At 43.6% G+C, this 16,322-nt stretch carries 14 protein-coding genes; 6 read left to right on the plus strand and 8 right to left on the minus strand.

What is annotated here, in order from left to right; genetic code table 11:
- Positions 1 to 4: 4 nt before the first annotated feature.
- From ACRRSY_RS15925 to ACRRSY_RS15935, 3 genes are read right to left on the minus strand one after another with little or no spacing between them, the layout of a single operon-like run.
- Complete coding sequence (locus ACRRSY_RS15925; protein ID WP_432452259.1) at positions 5 to 703, minus strand: ABC transporter permease; 699 nt, start codon at positions 701 to 703, stop codon at positions 5 to 7.
- 55 nt (positions 704 to 758) lie between these two features.
- Positions 759 to 1,523, minus strand: a complete 765-nt coding sequence (locus ACRRSY_RS15930) for a transporter substrate-binding domain-containing protein (RefSeq protein ID WP_432452258.1) — start codon at positions 1,521 to 1,523, stop codon at positions 759 to 761.
- A gap of 55 nt (positions 1,524 to 1,578) precedes the next feature.
- Positions 1,579 to 2,349: an ABC transporter ATP-binding protein gene (locus ACRRSY_RS15935; protein WP_432456158.1), complete on the minus strand. Its 771-nt coding sequence runs from the start codon at positions 2,347 to 2,349 to the stop codon at positions 1,579 to 1,581.
- An 851-nt stretch (positions 2,350 to 3,200) separates the two neighbouring features.
- Between ACRRSY_RS15935 and ACRRSY_RS15940 the strand changes: the two genes are divergently transcribed.
- From ACRRSY_RS15940 to rlmA, 4 genes are all read left to right on the plus strand, one after another.
- A complete protein-coding gene (locus ACRRSY_RS15940; protein ID WP_432452257.1) occupies positions 3,201 to 4,742 on the plus strand; it encodes a DUF3360 family protein in 1,542 nt (513 codons plus the stop codon).
- A gap of 127 nt (positions 4,743 to 4,869) precedes the next feature.
- Positions 4,870 to 7,152, plus strand: coding sequence for a formate C-acetyltransferase (gene pflB / locus ACRRSY_RS15945; protein WP_432452256.1), 2,283 nt, complete (start codon positions 4,870 to 4,872; stop codon positions 7,150 to 7,152).
- Positions 7,153 to 7,244: 92 nt separating this feature from the next.
- Positions 7,245 to 7,985, plus strand: coding sequence for a pyruvate formate lyase 1-activating protein (pflA, locus tag ACRRSY_RS15950; protein ID WP_432452255.1), 741 nt, complete (start codon positions 7,245 to 7,247; stop codon positions 7,983 to 7,985).
- Positions 7,986 to 8,012: 27 nt separating this feature from the next.
- Positions 8,013 to 8,810 carry a 23S rRNA (guanine(745)-N(1))-methyltransferase gene (rlmA, locus tag ACRRSY_RS15955; protein ID WP_432452254.1) on the plus strand — a complete coding sequence of 266 codons (798 nt, stop codon included), beginning with the start codon at positions 8,013 to 8,015 and terminating at the stop codon, positions 8,808 to 8,810.
- Here rlmA and yfbV read toward each other — a convergent pair.
- Positions 8,798 to 9,259: a terminus macrodomain insulation protein YfbV gene (gene yfbV, locus ACRRSY_RS15960; protein ID WP_432452253.1), complete on the minus strand. Its 462-nt coding sequence runs from the start codon at positions 9,257 to 9,259 to the stop codon at positions 8,798 to 8,800. The genes rlmA and yfbV overlap by 13 nt on opposite strands.
- Before the next feature lie 304 nt (positions 9,260 to 9,563).
- Here yfbV and ACRRSY_RS15965 point away from each other — a divergent pair, with 304 nt between their 5' ends.
- Complete coding sequence (locus ACRRSY_RS15965; protein ID WP_432452252.1) at positions 9,564 to 10,763, plus strand: acetate kinase; 1,200 nt, start codon at positions 9,564 to 9,566, stop codon at positions 10,761 to 10,763.
- A gap of 73 nt (positions 10,764 to 10,836) precedes the next feature.
- Positions 10,837 to 12,972 (plus strand): phosphate acetyltransferase, encoded by a 2,136-nt coding sequence (gene pta, locus ACRRSY_RS15970; RefSeq protein ID WP_432452251.1) that lies wholly within the window; start codon positions 10,837 to 10,839, stop codon positions 12,970 to 12,972.
- 483 nt (positions 12,973 to 13,455) lie between these two features.
- On the opposite strand, the gene ACRRSY_RS15975 is transcribed toward pta, so the two are convergent.
- The 4 genes from ACRRSY_RS15975 to ACRRSY_RS15990 form a co-directional block, all read right to left on the minus strand.
- Positions 13,456 to 13,818, minus strand: coding sequence for a P-II family nitrogen regulator (locus ACRRSY_RS15975; protein ID WP_432452250.1), 363 nt, complete (start codon positions 13,816 to 13,818; stop codon positions 13,456 to 13,458).
- A gap of 1 nt (position 13,819) precedes the next feature.
- On the minus strand, positions 13,820 to 14,590 hold the full coding sequence (locus ACRRSY_RS15980; protein ID WP_432452249.1) for a DUF1538 domain-containing protein: 771 nt from the start codon (positions 14,588 to 14,590) through the stop codon (positions 13,820 to 13,822).
- Entirely contained in the window at positions 14,590 to 15,324 is a 735-nt protein-coding gene (locus ACRRSY_RS15985; RefSeq protein WP_432452248.1) for a DUF1538 family protein, read from the minus strand. Before ACRRSY_RS15985 ends, ACRRSY_RS15980 begins: the two co-directional genes overlap by 1 nt.
- Before the next feature lie 107 nt (positions 15,325 to 15,431).
- Complete coding sequence (locus ACRRSY_RS15990; RefSeq protein ID WP_432452247.1) at positions 15,432 to 16,316, minus strand: class I SAM-dependent methyltransferase; 885 nt, start codon at positions 16,314 to 16,316, stop codon at positions 15,432 to 15,434.
- Positions 16,317 to 16,322: the final 6 nt, after the last annotated feature.

Here is a 16,322-nt window from a genome sequence, read left to right on the forward strand (position 1 = left end):
GACCTTACCTGTCGGTACCCACACTAAAACGAATTTCTAAACGCTTTAAGAATATTTCAGAAACACTGGTTAAGGCTAAATAAACGAAAGCCACAGGAATAAAGAATATAAATGGTTCATGCACCGCACCCGCAGCTTCCTTGGCAAGACGAACCATATCGGCCAAACCAATAACCGAAACTAAAGCGGTCGTTTTCACCATGACTAACCAATTATTACCGATCCCAGGGATCGCATGACGCATCATTTGTGGCACCGTAATTCTACGAAATATTTGTAACGCAGTCATACCATAAGCCTTACCCGCTTCAATTTGACCATTATCGACCGCCAAAAATGCGCCACGAAAAGTTTCAGCCATGTAAGCACCAAAAATAAATCCAATGGTGGTCACACCAGCTACAAATTCATTAATGTTGATGTAATATTCAATATCAAAGCGATCGTATACCCAGTCAGAAACAGAATTAACCATGATCTGTGCCCCGAAAAATATTAACAACATCAATACTAAATCGGGTACCCCGCGGATCACCGTGGTATAAATAGTAGCAACAGCATTGGCCAGCCAATGTTTAGATAGACGGGCTACTGCCGCCAACAAACCAAGCACTAAGGCAACCGCCAAAGACAAGAAAGCCACTTCGATGGTGACAATTGCGCCCATAAAAATAGAGGGGCCGTAACCATATAGGTCAAGCATAATCAATCTCTTAAAAATTAACCCGAGTCATACTCGGGTTAATGGTCAGGCAAAGCTACATTTTAATACTGTAATCAAAGTACTTATCGTTGATTTTATCGTAGGTTCCATTGCTCTTGACCGTAGCAAGCGCCTTGTTAAACATCTCGATAAGCGCTTTATCGCGTTTACGAGCAGCAACACCAACGCCATTACCAAGCGGAATAGGCTCACCCACTGACATAAATTTTTTGTCTGCATCGACATCTAAAATCGAGCTTACGCCTACCGGATAATCAATCACCACAAGGTCAATACGTCCGCCTTGAAGATCAACCACTAAATCATCACCAGTGGTATAACGTTTAATATCCGCAACCTTCGAGTAATGCTCAGTTGCGTAGGTATCTTGAATCGTTCCTCGCTGTACCCCTACTCTAAGACCTTTCAATGTTTCAGGCTTAGCAGGATCAACGGTACTTGCTTTAGGACCAAAAAAACCAGTTGGGGTGATATAGTAAGGTTCAGAGAATAGTACTTTCTTCGCACGCTCTTCATTGATAGACATTGAAGAAAAAATCGCATCGTACTTACGCGCAAGTAAACCAGGAATAATGCCATCCCAAGCCTGCACAACCCACTCGCACTTCACCTTCATTTCAGCACAAACCGCATTCCCTAAATCAACTTCAAAACCAGTTAGCGAGCCGTCTGGCGCTTTGTACTCAAAAGGTTCGTAAGGCACATCTACCGCCAAACGCACTACTTTCCAATCTTTGGCCATTAATGGCGTGCTTGCGAGCGCCAAAACACCCATCATCGCGATTACTGTTTTTTTCATTTTAATACTCCATAATGTTTGCATTATCAGCGAATTAACGCCTGTCTTCCATAAACTAATAGTTGGGCGCGAGGAATTGACGCATCCGCTCAGAATCGGGATTTTCGAAAACTTTTTGCGGAGAGCCTTTCTCTTCAACCACGCCTTGATGTAAAAATAGGACTTGGTTTGAAACGTCACGAGCAAAAGCCATTTCGTGAGTAACCACCAGCATAGTGCGGCCTTCTTCCGCCAAACTGCGCATCACCTTAAGTACTTCACCCACTAATTCAGGGTCAAGCGCAGAAGTGGGTTCGTCAAACAACATGACTGCAGGATTCATCGCTAATGCTCGAGCAATCGCAGCGCGCTGTTGCTGACCACCAGACATATGAGCAGGATAATAATCTTTACGATCATGTAAGCCGACTCGCTCCAGCAATGCTTCCGCCTGCTCAGTCGCTTCTTTTCTTGGTACCCCTAAGACGTGAATAGGTGCTTCCACAATATTTTCCAATACGGTCATATGTGACCATAAGTTAAACCCTTGGAATACCATCGATAGGCGGGAGCGAACAAGCTCAACTTGCTTACTGTTTGCAGGGATTCGTTCCCCATTACGCAAATGCTTAAACGCAATTTGCTCGCCATGAACCAAAATCTCCCCTTGAGTAGGGGTTTCTAACAAGTTCATGCAACGTAAAAAGGTACTTTTACCTGAGCCCGAAGAGCCGATGATAGAAATAACATCGCCTTTTCTAGCCGTTAAATCGATCCCTTTAAGAACCTCATTATCCCCAAATACTTTATGGATATTAGAGACATCTAATGCAGCCGCATCATTCATATTATTGTTATTTACCTTGTTAATGGCTGTCAAAACAACCAAGCCCTTATCCCGAGGCACGCATTATTGTTAAATAAATTGTTACACGTTCAACTCAACAAAAAGTATCACCCCAAAAGACAAAACTCAACATTTTATGGGGCGATATCTATTAATGTGATTACAAAACACCCTAAAGCTATATTTTCACAGCATGTTTATATTCACGAAAACTGCATGTCTAAGCTGATAGAAATAAATAACCCGAATTATTTCTCAATACCTAGAATGATAACTCAGTTTTTTGTAAACACTAGCTAATATATTCCATCGCAAAAACAGCCCACTTTAAATGTTAAATCAGTGTAAAATCCTTAGTCTATTAAGATTCAAATAAGGTGAGCTAGATCTCAGTCTAAAGCCCATACTTTTAGTAAGTAAATTACAGAATACCCCATTGACAATCTATTAATTAGCAGAGCGAGCCCCTAAAAAGGTAATAAAATTACAGAAATTATGGCCTTTATTGACTTGGATCAAGTTCTAAATCCAGCTTGCTTTGCTACAATTTTGCTAAGAAAAATATGAGGTAATATGTTGTGAGAGTTAACAACAAAACTGTCGGTTTTTACCCAGATAAATATTTATCTTTAACCGCCTGATTTTTGTTAAATATACGCAATTATCCAATACGAATATCCTCTAAATTTCTTAAACACAAAGCTTGGAGTTATTTCAATAGCTACACTCACAGTCCTTTATGTTGTTCGTCTAGATGAGACGATTATCGCGAGTGAGAGGGAACTCAAGCGAAATACGCTTTTATGAGCACCTGCGATTAACCGATTTACATTTTGTTATTTGAGGAAACTATGTCCAGTAACAACCATCAGTCTCAAGACGAAGAGCTGAGCTACTCAGAAGCACACCGCCCTGCATCTGAATTTGAAACTCGTTCTGACTATTTAGACCATGAACTTCAGATCATGAAGCCACGTCGTTATAGTTTAAATTTACCCGGTCGTGACTTTCGCTTTGAACTGGAAGATTTAGTCCCAGCAATTGCTGGCACCATCGGTATTATCGCAATGTACTCTGCAGTGATGATGGCTTGGGCAGCAGGTCTCTCTGATAAATGGGAGCATGTCAATTTAGGCGTAGAGTTCGCTATTGAAGTTTCACGTGTAGAAATGATCATTCCCGCATTTCTATTCTGTATTTTAGCCTCTGGTTTTGTAAACCCAAGAGCTAACTTGGCCGGTAACCACGGGCCAATGATTCCTATGATTTTCATGATTGCCATGGCTGGGGCTCATCCATTAGCGTTGGCTATTTTAATTGGCGTCTTTGGCTTGATATTGAGCGCAGTTAAAGGCGGTTCCCGTCTGGTTAACTTAACCAGTGAAGGCGTTGCAGGTGGACTATTGGTGTTTTTGGGCTTTACCGGTTCAATAAGCCAAATCAACTCTTTAATTGGCTGGGCCAATGGACTTAGCAGTCAAACCGAAGGCGTAGCAGCAGGCGACATGGGCTATATTGCCTTGATTGTACTAGCAATTACTGTTGTTGTTTACGCCGTATTAGCCAAGCTTGGTAAACGCTGGTTAGCGATCCCTTTATGTGCTGTCACCGGATTTGTGGTGGCCATGCTCGCTGGTGCAGGGTTTGATTTAACCTTTACGACCGAGCCAGGTTTACCAAACTTAAATCCTGCATACTGGTGGGGCTCCACTGAAGAAGGATGGATGTTAGGCTTACCAAACATTGAGCACTTTATTGCTTCATTACCTTTTGCCATCTTAGCGGTCGCGATGTGGTCACCCGACTTCTTAGGTCATCGCATTTTCCAAGAACTGAACTACCCGAAAAAAACTGACAAAGTATTGATGGACGTTGATGACACCATGACCATGTGTTCGATTCGTCAAATGGTTGGTACCGCGGTCGGTGGTGGTAACATCACTTCCAGCTGGGGGACTTATATGATCCCTGCAGCAATTGCCAAGCGTCCAATCCCCGGCGGCGCAATCCTCCTCGGTTCTTTAGTGATGATCATTGCTATTGTTGGCTACCCAATGGATGCCGCTGTATGGCCACCGGTAATGCGTATCGCGTTATTGGTTGGTGTTTCATTGCCGTTGTTAGAAGCTGGCATGCAAATGATTAAAGATTCTAAAGACTCTCAGTCTGCAGGTATTTGTGTGTTTGCTGCGATGGTAACCAACCCGGTATTAGCATGGGCATTAACTATGCTGTTAGACAATAATGGCCTCATTGGCGATAAAGAACGTCCGAAAAAACTAAGTAAATTGGACCGTATCATTATTCCAACTGTCGTCCTAATTGTCTGCGCCGCTGCAATGCTGGCAGTAGGGATGTTGGAAGGGAAATATGGCATTCCAGCATTATTATAGTGAGAAAGACTTTATCGCTTAGAACAAACGCTATACTAGTTCTAGGCTAAAAGGAGTAGCGCTTTGCGCGCTACTTTATACAACGTAATTTATTCATTTGTATACCAACTTATAGGTGGAACAAGAAATGACAGAGAAGAACGAAGTTTTTGCTGAATCATGGGCAGGTTTTAAAACTGGCGAATGGCAAAATGAAGTTAACGTTCGTGACTTTATTCAAACTAACTATACCCCATATGAAGGCGATGAAAGCTTTTTAGCAGGGTCAACCGAAGCAACGGATAAGCTTTGGGCAAAAGTTATGGAAGGCATTAAAGAGGAAAACCGCACTCACTCGCCGGTAGACTTCGATACTTCAGTTATCTCAACCATCACCTCACATGATGCTGGTTACATCAATCAAGATTTAGAAACTATTGTTGGCTTGCAAACTGAAGCACCGTTGAAACGTGCGATCATCCCAAATGGCGGCATTCGGATGATCGAGGGTTCTTGTAAAGCTTACGATCGTGAATTAGACCCTGCGGTTAGCAAGATCTACTCAGAGTACCGTAAAACCCATAACCAAGGTGTATTCGACGTATACACTGGCGCGATCATGAAATGTCGTAAATCAGGCGTATTAACTGGTTTACCTGATGCTTATGGCCGTGGACGTATCATTGGTGACTACCGTCGCGTTGCCTTATACGGCATTGATTTCTTAATGGCCGATAAAGTAAAACAGCATCGTTCGTTAGAAAAAGATCTCATTAAAGGTGACACCTTAGAAGCAACGATTCGCCTTCGTGAAGAAATCAACGAACAGTATCGTGCTTTAGCTCAAATTAAAGAAATGGCAGCCAAATACGGTTGTGATATTTCAGTGCCAGCTAAAACTGCAAAAGAAGCCGTTCAGTGGACTTACTTTGGTTACTTGGCCGCCGTTAAGTCACAAAATGGCGCGGCAATGTCATTTGGCCGTACCACAACTTTCTTAGACGTTTACATCGAGCGCGACATGGCTGCTGGCCTGATCACTGAAAGTGAAGCGCAAGAACTGGTTGACCACTTGGTCATGAAGTTACGTATGGTTCGTTTCCTACGTACTCCTGAGTATGATGACTTGTTCTCTGGTGACCCAATTTGGGCAACTGAGTCAATGGGTGGTATGGGTGTTGATGGTCGAACCCTAGTAAGCCGTACTGCGTTCCGTTTCTTGAACACCCTATACACTATGGGTCCTTCTCCAGAGCCAAACATTACCGTATTATGGTCAGAGAAATTACCGCTTAACTTCAAAAAATACTGTGCCAAAGTATCTATCGATACTTCATCAATTCAATACGAAAATGATGATTTAATGCGCACTGATTTTGATAACGACGATTACGCCATCGCATGTTGTGTATCACCAATGGTTGTTGGTAAACAAATGCAGTTCTTTGGTGCTCGCGCGAACTTAGCAAAAACCCTGCTGTACTCCATGAATGGCGGTATGGATGAGAAACTAAAAATCCAAGTAGGTCCTGTTGGCGAAAAAGTAACCGATGAAGTATTAAATTACGACGACATCATGGCTCGCTTAGACACCTTCATGGATTGGTTAGCAGAGCAATATGTCACCGCTCTAAACTGCATTCACTATATGCATGACAAGTACAGCTACGAAGCATCGTTGATGGCACTTCATGATCGTGACGTATACCGTACCATGGCTTGTGGTATTGCTGGATTATCAGTTGCTGCAGACTCACTATCAGCGATTAAATATGCTGAAGTGAAGCCAATTCGTGACGAAGATGGCATTGCTGTAGATTTTGAAATCAACGGTGATTACCCTAAATTTGGTAACAACGATGATCGTGTAGATAGCATCGCAGTTGACTTGGTTGAGCGCTTCATGAACAAAATCCGTAAGCTTAAAACTTACCGTGATGCTGTTCCGACTCAATCTGTACTTACCATCACTTCTAACGTGGTCTATGGTAAGAAAACAGGTACCACACCAGATGGGCGTAAAGCCGGCGCTCCATTTGCACCGGGAGCAAACCCAATGCATGGTCGTGACGAAAAAGGTGCTGTAGCATCATTAACTTCGGTCGCTAAACTACCATTTGCTAACGCACAAGACGGTATTTCTTATACTTTCTCTATCGTGCCAAACGCTCTAGGTAAAGATGACGATACTCAAAAAACCAACCTGGCTGGTTTGATGGACGGTTACTTCTACCACAACACTGATGTGGAAGGTGGCCAACACCTCAACGTGAACGTGATGAACCGTGAAATGTTAGTTGACGCGATGGAAAATCCTGAGAAATACCCTCAGTTAACCATCCGTGTATCGGGTTACGCAGTGCGTTTTAACTCACTAACAGCTGAGCAGCAACAAGACGTAATCACTCGTACTTTTACGCAAAGCATCTAATCTTAGCTTTAGTAGTTTCTGCTTAGCAGAAACTCCGGTTATAATTGACCTTGCCCTCATTGTTGGGCAAGGTTTTTTTTTGGGAGAAACAAATGTCTAGAATTGGGCGAATTCATTCAACAGAATCGTGCGGTACCGTCGATGGACCAGGGATCAGGTTTATCGTATTTATGCAAGGCTGTTTAATGCGCTGCCAATATTGTCATAATCGCGATACTTGGGACTTACATGACGGTAAAGAAATTTCTGTAGACGATTTAATGAATGACTTAACTCCCTATCGCCGTTTCATGAATGCTAGTGGTGGTGGTGTAACCGCCAGTGGTGGCGAAGCCATCCTACAAGCGGAGTTTGTTCGAGACTTATTTCGAGCCTGTCAGGCTCAAGGGATCCATACCTGCCTCGATACTAATGGTTACGTTCGTAAACATACGGAAGTGATTGACGAACTACTTGATGCTTCCGATCTGGTGATGCTCGACATTAAACAAATCCACGATGAAGTACACCAAGAATTGGTTGGTGTCAGTAATAAACGAACGCTGGATTTTGCTCGTTATCTACACAAAGTAGGCCAAACCACTTGGATCCGCTATGTTGTGGTTCCTGGTTTCACCGATGATGAACAATCGGCTCATGACTTAGGTCAGTTTCTCGCACCTTTCGACAACGTAGAAAAAATTGAATTACTCCCCTACCACGAGCTCGGAAAACACAAATGGACCGCCATGGGAGAAGATTACCCACTCGCTGGCGTAAAACCGCCGAGCAAAGAAACGATGGAAACCATTAAAGGGATCTTGCAACAATACCACAGCAAGGTTATCTACTAGTTTCACGCGATTAAGGCTTATTTTTTGATGATGATATGCCCCATTTGCCAGCTTCGGCTAAGCAAAGTAAACAAACAGTGGTCTTGTGCTAAAGGCCATTGTTTCGACCAAGCAAAAGAAGGCTACACCAACCTACTGGCCGTGCAACATAAGAATTCGAAGCAGCCAGGAGATAGCAAAGCGATGCTGCAAGCACGCCAACATTTTCTCAATCAAGGTCATTTTAATTTCTTAGCGGATGCTATCAATCAACTACTTTCGCTTCACCAAGCAAAATGCATTCTTGATTTAGGCTGTGGAGAAGGTTACTACACGGCAGCCATCCGTCAGGAGCAGGCACAAGCAGACGCAGTGATAGGTGTAGATATAGCAAAAGATGGGATCAGAATGGCAGCTAAACGTCACAAAAGTTGCCAATTTTTTGTGGCTAGTAACCACCGATTACCAATTGCCGATAACAGCATTGATTTTATCGTTCGTGTATTTGCCCCCAGCGATAATCAGGAGTTACTGCGTATCTCACATAACCATAGCTTTTTACTCAAAGTCGTCCCAGGAGCCAGGCATTTACAGCAATTACGACGTTTGATTTACAAGGAGTTGCAAGCGCATCAAGAACAAGCTGAAGAATTAGCTGGCTGGCGACTCACTGAGCAACAAAAAATAAGTCAGTTAGCCATATTAAATCAAGAAGATATGTCTGCCTTAACTAAAATGACGCCATTTGCTTGGAAAAATACCAAACTGCTAGAACAACAGCAATTAGCGCAATCACAATTCGAAATTGACTTTGAATTTGTATTACAATTATATCAACGAGGGTAATCAGTAAAGTCTTCAGCTAACACAAAGCTTTTATCAAAACGCTTGAAGGCTTTCCGCAACAAATCTGCTAATTCTTTATAACGAGGTTTCACCGCCAGAGGTGAAATACGCTCACCAGCCTCGGCCAATTTTTGATGTAGATCACGATACCAGTTAGCTAAGCTGGGCGGTAATAACTGATTTGCTCGACGTCCCAACCAATATAAACCATGTAAAGGCATTAAAAATATCACCGTCGCCATCATCACTGATTGTGGTAATATTTCAGTCAAATTAGCCATATACGGCAGCATAACTGTGACAACCGCTATCGCTGGCATCGTTTTCATCGCTAAAGAAGTCGCAAAAATAACTCGATTCTCAGGAAAAATGGGTGACAGCACACGCTGATTTGGCCAGCGTTTCATATAGTTATGTCCATCATTTAACATTTCAGAGAATTTACCCATGGACACCTCGCGACCAAAAATTGACCTAAACCAATAAATTAGTAATTTTTTTACAAATTCACTTAGTTATTAGTATGACATATATGATTAAAAATCCGTTTCAGGTATCATTGGCAGACAGCCGGTTTCATATAAATCACCTTAATATATTAAGTGTAGCTTGAATGGGACCTTGGCACTAGGTCAAATCAATTTTTGGCGGCGCTTAAGATTGGTTTTCCGGTTCAAACAACGGGTCTTCTAATACTCTACGTTTTTGAGCCACTGTCTATAATTGAACAAATTCAACAACAGGTGTCTATAAATGAGCAATAAGCTGGTACTCGTTCTTAATTGCGGTAGCTCTTCATTAAAATTTGCAGTGCTAAACGCTGTTAGCGGTGACGAGATTCTTTCTGGTTTGGCAGAATGCTTTAACTTAGAAGATGCACGTATCAAATGGAAGTTAAATGGCGAAAAAGGGGATTCAAAGCTAGGTGCCAATGCCGCACACCATGAAGCTATCGAATTTATTGTAAGCAACCTCTTAGAAAAAAATCCTGAAATTTTGAACGATATTGTGGCCGTTGGTCACCGCGTCGTTCATGGCGGAGAAAAGTTCACTCAATCAGCGATTATTGACGAAGCTGTCTTGGCTGGTATCGAAGACTGCGCTAGCTTAGCGCCACTGCATAATCCAGCTGCATTAATCGGCATTCGAGCGGCTCAAGATTGTTTTCCTCAGCAACCACACGTTGCAGTATTTGATACCGCCTTCCACCAAACCATGCCAGAAAGCGCGTTTCTTTATGCCTTACCTTATAAGCTATATAGCGAAAAAGGCATTCGCCGTTATGGTATGCATGGCACGAGTCACCTATTTGTATCTCGTGAAGCATCGGCAACCTTGGGTTTGCCTGTAGAAGAGACCAATGTGATCACCGCTCACCTAGGTAATGGCGCCTCACTCTGTGCCGTGAAGAACGGTAAAAGTGTTGATACCAGCATGGGGCTCACGCCGCTCGAAGGTTTGGTAATGGGCACTCGTTCTGGTGATATCGACCCTGCGATTATTTTCCATTTAGTCGACAATGAAGGCTATACATTAGAGCAAGTCAACAACATGCTTACCAAAGAGTCTGGTTTGATGGGCCTCACGGAAGAAAGCAGTGACTGTCGTTTTGTCGAAGAAGGCTACCAAAAAGGCAGCGACGCCGGGCTTCGTGCGATGAACGTATTCACTTACCGTTTAGCCAAAGCCATTATGTCTTACGCTGCAGCAATGGACGGTAAGCTAGATGCTCTCGTCTTTACTGGTGGCATTGGTGAAAATTCAGCTTTAGTTCGTCAATTAACCGTTGAAAAACTAGCGCTACTTGGTTTTAGTCTAGATGAGCAAGCAAACTTAGCTGCACGTTTTGGTAACTCTGGCAATATCGCCACTAGTACTAGCCGCCCAATTTTAGTGATTCCAACAAATGAAGAAATGGTTATTGCTCAAGATGCTGTCGCATTAACTCAGTAATAAAACATACTTTGTATCTAAGGTTAGATTTTAGTCTAGCCTTATTCTTTCACCTAACTTAAGAGGTACAGCCGTGGCTCGTACAATTATGTTAATCCCTGTTGGCGTTGGTGTTGGTGTAACATCCGTCAGTTTGGGAATGGTTCGCGCGATGGAGCGCAATGGCGTCAACGTTAATTTCTTTAAACCCATTGCCCAACCGAAAAGTCGCGAAAAAGGCGCTGAACGTTCTACAGCGATCATTCGCCAAGCATCAAATATTATTCCCCCAGAACCTTTTACCCAAGCCTATGCAGAAAACCTTATCAGCGCCAATCAAATTGATGATTTGCTTGAAGGCATTGTGGCTCGTTTTAATTCTGGAACATCTGGCGCAGAGATTGTTGTGGTAGAAGGCCTAGTCCCGACCTCTGAATCTCCTTACGCAACCAATGTTAACTATGGTATTGCCAAAGCTTTAGATGCCGATATGGTATTTGTTACCAACCCAGGTAACGATACTTCGCAACAGTTAAAAGAGCGCATGGAAATTGCGTGTAATAACTTTGGCGGTCTAAAAAACAAACGTATTATTGGTTGTATTATCAATAAAGTTGGTGCGCCTATCGACGAGCATGAAATTACTCGTCCAGACCTCACCGAAATGTTTGATAATAAATCAGACCATTCGACTAATCTTGAAGTGCTGCAGATGTTTGGCAAAAGCCCACTGCGTATTTTAGGCTGTATTCCTTGGAATGCGCCGCTGGTTTCACCACGTGCGCGAGATCTGGCGAATCACCTCAATGCTCGAGTGATTAACGAAGGTGACATGGATACTCGTTTAGGACGAGTGACTTTCTGTGCTCGCAGCATCCATAACATGGTCGAACATTTTAATGCGGGTAGCCTGTTAGTGACCTCTGGCGATCGCTCCGATGTGATTGTTTCAGCCTGCTTAGCAGCCATGAACGGTGTTAGAATTGGAGCCTTATTGCTGACTGGTGGTTATCAACCAGAACCTCAAGTTTTAAAACTATGTGAAGGTGCATTTGCCACTGGTTTACCAGTGATGTTGATTGAGTCAAACACTTGGCAAACTTCGTTAGCCTTACAAAGCTTCAATGCTGAAATCCCCGTTGACGATGCCTCACGGATCGAATTGGTACAGGACTACGTTGCTGGCCACATCGACAAACATTGGATAGAGTCATTAACGGCTATTTCTGCCCGTGCGCGTCGCTTGTCGCCACCCGCTTTCCGTTACCAGCTCACCGAAATGGCTCGCAGTGCCAATAAACGTATTGTATTACCAGAAGGTGAAGAACCGCGTACTATTGCAGCAGCTGCTATTTGTGCTGAACGTGGCATCGCTAAACCGGTATTACTTGGCAATCCTGAAGTAATTCATCGTATCGCTGGTCAACAAGGTGTCACTCTGGGTGACAATATTGAAATTTTCAACCCAGTTGAAATTCAAAATAAATATGTTGCGCCAATGGTAGAGTTACGCAAGGGTAAAGGCCTCACCGAAGTCGTTGCCAAAGAGCAACTTGAAGACAACGTGGTTCTGGGAACCATGATGCTAGCCAACGACGAAGTTGACGGCTTGGTTTCTGGTGCGGTCAATACCACAGCGAACACTATTCGCCCACCGCTTCAGTTGATTAAAACGGCACCAGGTTACAACCTAGTTAGCTCGATCTTCTTCATGCTGTTACCGGATCAAGTATTGGTTTATGGTGACTGTGCGATCAATCCAGATCCAAGCGCTGAACAACTTGCAGATATTGCAATTCAATCTGCAGAATCAGCGGTTGCCTTCGGAATTGAACCTCGGGTCGCAATGATCAGTTACTCAACGGGTAGTTCAGGCTCAGGCTCTGACGTTGAGAAAGTACGTGAAGCCACAAAAATTGCCAAGGAACGTCGTCCCGATCTGATCATCGACGGTCCATTGCAATATGATGCGGCTATCATGGAAAACGTTGCCAAGAGTAAAGCACCGAATAGCCCTGTGGCAGGTAAAGCAACGGTATTCATCTTCCCTGATTTGAATACTGGTAATACCACTTACAAAGCAGTACAACGTAGTGCCGACCTAATCAGTATCGGGCCAATGCTACAAGGTATGGCTAAACCAGTGAATGATTTGTCACGTGGTGCTTTAGTTGACGACATCGTCTACACGATCGCTTTAACAGCGATCCAAGCGAGCCAAAGAAAGTAAGCTAAGCGTTTTGCTTTGCAAAAATACCGCTCAATTAAATTGAGCGGTATTTTTATTTATACCGATCGCCAAATAAGCATAAGCGCTAACAATAAAACGCTTCAATCTTGTGCACCTACCTTCACGAACGAATACTGTTTAACCAATGAGTGGCCAAGGAAAAACAGCAAATACCTTTAAAATCGATCTCTTAAAGCAGCACTTGCTAACTTCAAGGGTTTTAAAGCTCTTGTTCTACGTCAACTTAAGTTTAAAAGTCATCTCTGTTTGGCTGATAAACCCACAGCCCCAGCTCGTATCTTAACAATCATAAGTGAACGAATCATTTTTAATCAAACCCAAAAAACCTTAAAAAACATAAATATAGAATCAAAAAACCACTTCATTCACATATTAATCCACAGATTATGTGGATAAGAATTATATAAAGTGAGAGTTATACACAGCTCCCGGTATTTATTTGACATAATTCACTATATTTATTCACAACCCACTTAAATCATCATCAGGACCACGATGCGTGAGCGCGTGAATTTGATGTGCAACGCCAACCACGTCTTCCACATCCAGCAGCACCGCAATGCCTTGACCTTCTTCTTGATCAAAATCAGCCACAGCACTAATCGTATTTAAGATAGGTTTCGCCAAATGACTTTCTACCACAAACAATAAGACGTCGCGCTGCGACTCGAGATTCAAACCAAAGAACGTTTTTTTACGATGCACTCCCTCCCCCCGCGCATTGTTAATCACAGTCGCACCTGTCGCGCCAGCAGCGCGAGCCGAGTCTAATACCAAACTGGTTTTTTGATCGTCAACAAAAGCTAGAATCAACTTAAATTTCATCTTATTCTCCAGATAAATCAGAATGGGCTAAATAATGAGTAATTTGTGCATAAGCTAATACCGAGATAATTGGAAACAAACTAGCAAAAGCAATCAGACCAAAACCGTCCAAGAGTGGACTACGCCCAGGCACAGCATCAGCCAAACCTAATCCCAATGCAGTCACTAAAGGCACGGTCACTGTCGAAGTGGTCACTCCACCACTATCATAGGCCAAGGGAATGATCGCTTTCGGAGCAAACAAGGTTTGTATTCCAACCAATACGTAACCAAAAATAATGTAATACTGTAGCGGGTCACCTACCACAATTCGGTAAGAACCTAGGGCGAGACCGAAAGCGACACCTAAAGCAACCGAAACACGTAAACCACCAATCGAAACCACTCCCCCAGAAACGGCATTCGCTTTAATCGCCACGGCTAATAACGACGGTTCTGCAATCGTGGTGCTAAAACCGATCGCTGCAGAGAATATGTAAACCCATAGGTAGGCCTGCCAATGACTCCCTGGGGCATCACTCAGCGACACAAAACCTAGATGGGTTAATTGGATCGCCATAGTTTGCCCCAAAGGGAATAAAGCCTGCTCAAGACCCAATAAGAACAATACCATCCCCAGCACCACAAAAAATATCCCCATTAATAACTGACGAGGCTGATGAAGCGGCTTTTTAATAACCAGATATTGAAAGACTAGAATTGTGAGTACAATCGGAAAAATATCGCCTAGCGTGGAAAACAAGGTCTCGAAAAACTCTAGCCACCAGCGCATCAATAAATAATCCCGTAAAGCATCACAAAAATCATCGGCGTTAACGAGGCTAGAGCAATCAAACCAAACCCATCTAATAAGGGATTTCTTCCCTCAATTGAAGCCGCTAAACCGATCCCAAGTGCAGTAACTAAGGGGACGGTGATTGTCGAGGTGGTGACACCTCCAGAATCATAGGCGATACCGATAATTTCTTCGGGAGCAAATATGGTAAGTATCACAATCAAGCCATAACCCGCGATGATCATCAGATAAAGCGGCCACCCTTGAATAATACGGATCACCCCAATCACAATGGCTAAGCCAACCGCAAAGGCAACACTTAAACGCAAGCCTGCGGCATATTCATCCATGCTCCCCTTATCCGATGCAATATGCTGCGCTTGGGCTGCAACCTCAGCCGCTTCCCTGGTAACAGCGATCAGGGCAGGTTCAGCAATGGTTGTCCCAAATCCCAAACAGAATGCAAAAGCCAATAGCGCAGCCAAGCTTCCCTTATTGGCAAAAGCATGCGCCAGTTGTTCGCCAATCGGAAATAAACCAAGCTCCAAGCCCATCACAAAACAACTTAAACCCACCACGACCATCACCGTACCGCCGAGGATCTGTAGAACATTTGGCAATGAACTGTCTAATACAAACCATTGAAAAAACAGGATCACGAATACAATCGGCGAAATGTCCCGAATACTTTTAAGCAGAGATGAAAAAAAATGTGAGAACCGAAACCCCATACCACGCCTTTGAGCTGAAATAAGCCCTATATCAAGCGTAGCAGAGCAAAATCCAGCTCGAGACAATGACCATAAGCTATCACTCGAACTGTGAGGGCGGTGGTCGTTTAAACTGGATTATTTTTAAAAATGAGTACTTTTAGGCCGTCATCCTCTGACTTCTCCAATACCCTTTCGGGACGTTCAAGCGTCGTCAGCAACGACAGTTGGGGGCACTCACTTTCAACAACATCAATGAGAAACTGACAACCAAGCCAGGGGGCGTTCAAGCAAAGCATCGCCAAGCCCTCCTCCGCTAATAAACTCGGGAGTTGACGAATTATCCGAGGGTAATCTTTTTCGACTAAAAAACTACCTTTTTGCATTGATGGTGGATCAGCGATCACCAAATCATAGGGACCATGTTTACGCAACTTGCCCCAAGATTTAAACAAATCATGACCAAAGAAACGGGCTTTCTTATCATCAAGTTGATTGAGTCTTAGGTTATCCCGGCCAACACTTAGCGCAGCCTTACTCATATCAATATTCACCACCGCTTGCGCACCACCAGCCAACGCAGCAACGGCAAACCCACAGGTGTAAGAAAACAGGTTAAGAACTCGCTTATTATTGGCCTGCTCTCTGACCCAGCGTCGGCCACTGGCCATATCAAGAAATAACCCAAAGTTTTGATGTCGTCCCAGTTCAACCTTATAACGTAAACCCTGCTCCATCACCTCAACAGGTGTCTGTTCACAGCCCCACAAATGGCGAACCGGAGCCATCGGCTGATCTCGCTGTTGTAAAAAAACGCCTTCTACTAAGGACGGTTCACTGAGTTGAGCAACCAATTCGGCTAACGGCTCATCAGCCAATGGCGCGTAAGCAACGATCAGCATCACTGGCGGAAGCCATTCAATATTAAATGCCTCGGCACCAGCGATACAATGCCCTCTACCATGCAGCACTCGCAAGGCTTGCCCATCGAGTGTGGGTAATTCTACTCTCATCTACTA

The organism is Agarivorans sp. QJM3NY_33 (assembly GCF_050870865.2).
Classification (GTDB): Bacteria; Pseudomonadota; Gammaproteobacteria; order Enterobacterales; family Celerinatantimonadaceae; genus Agarivorans.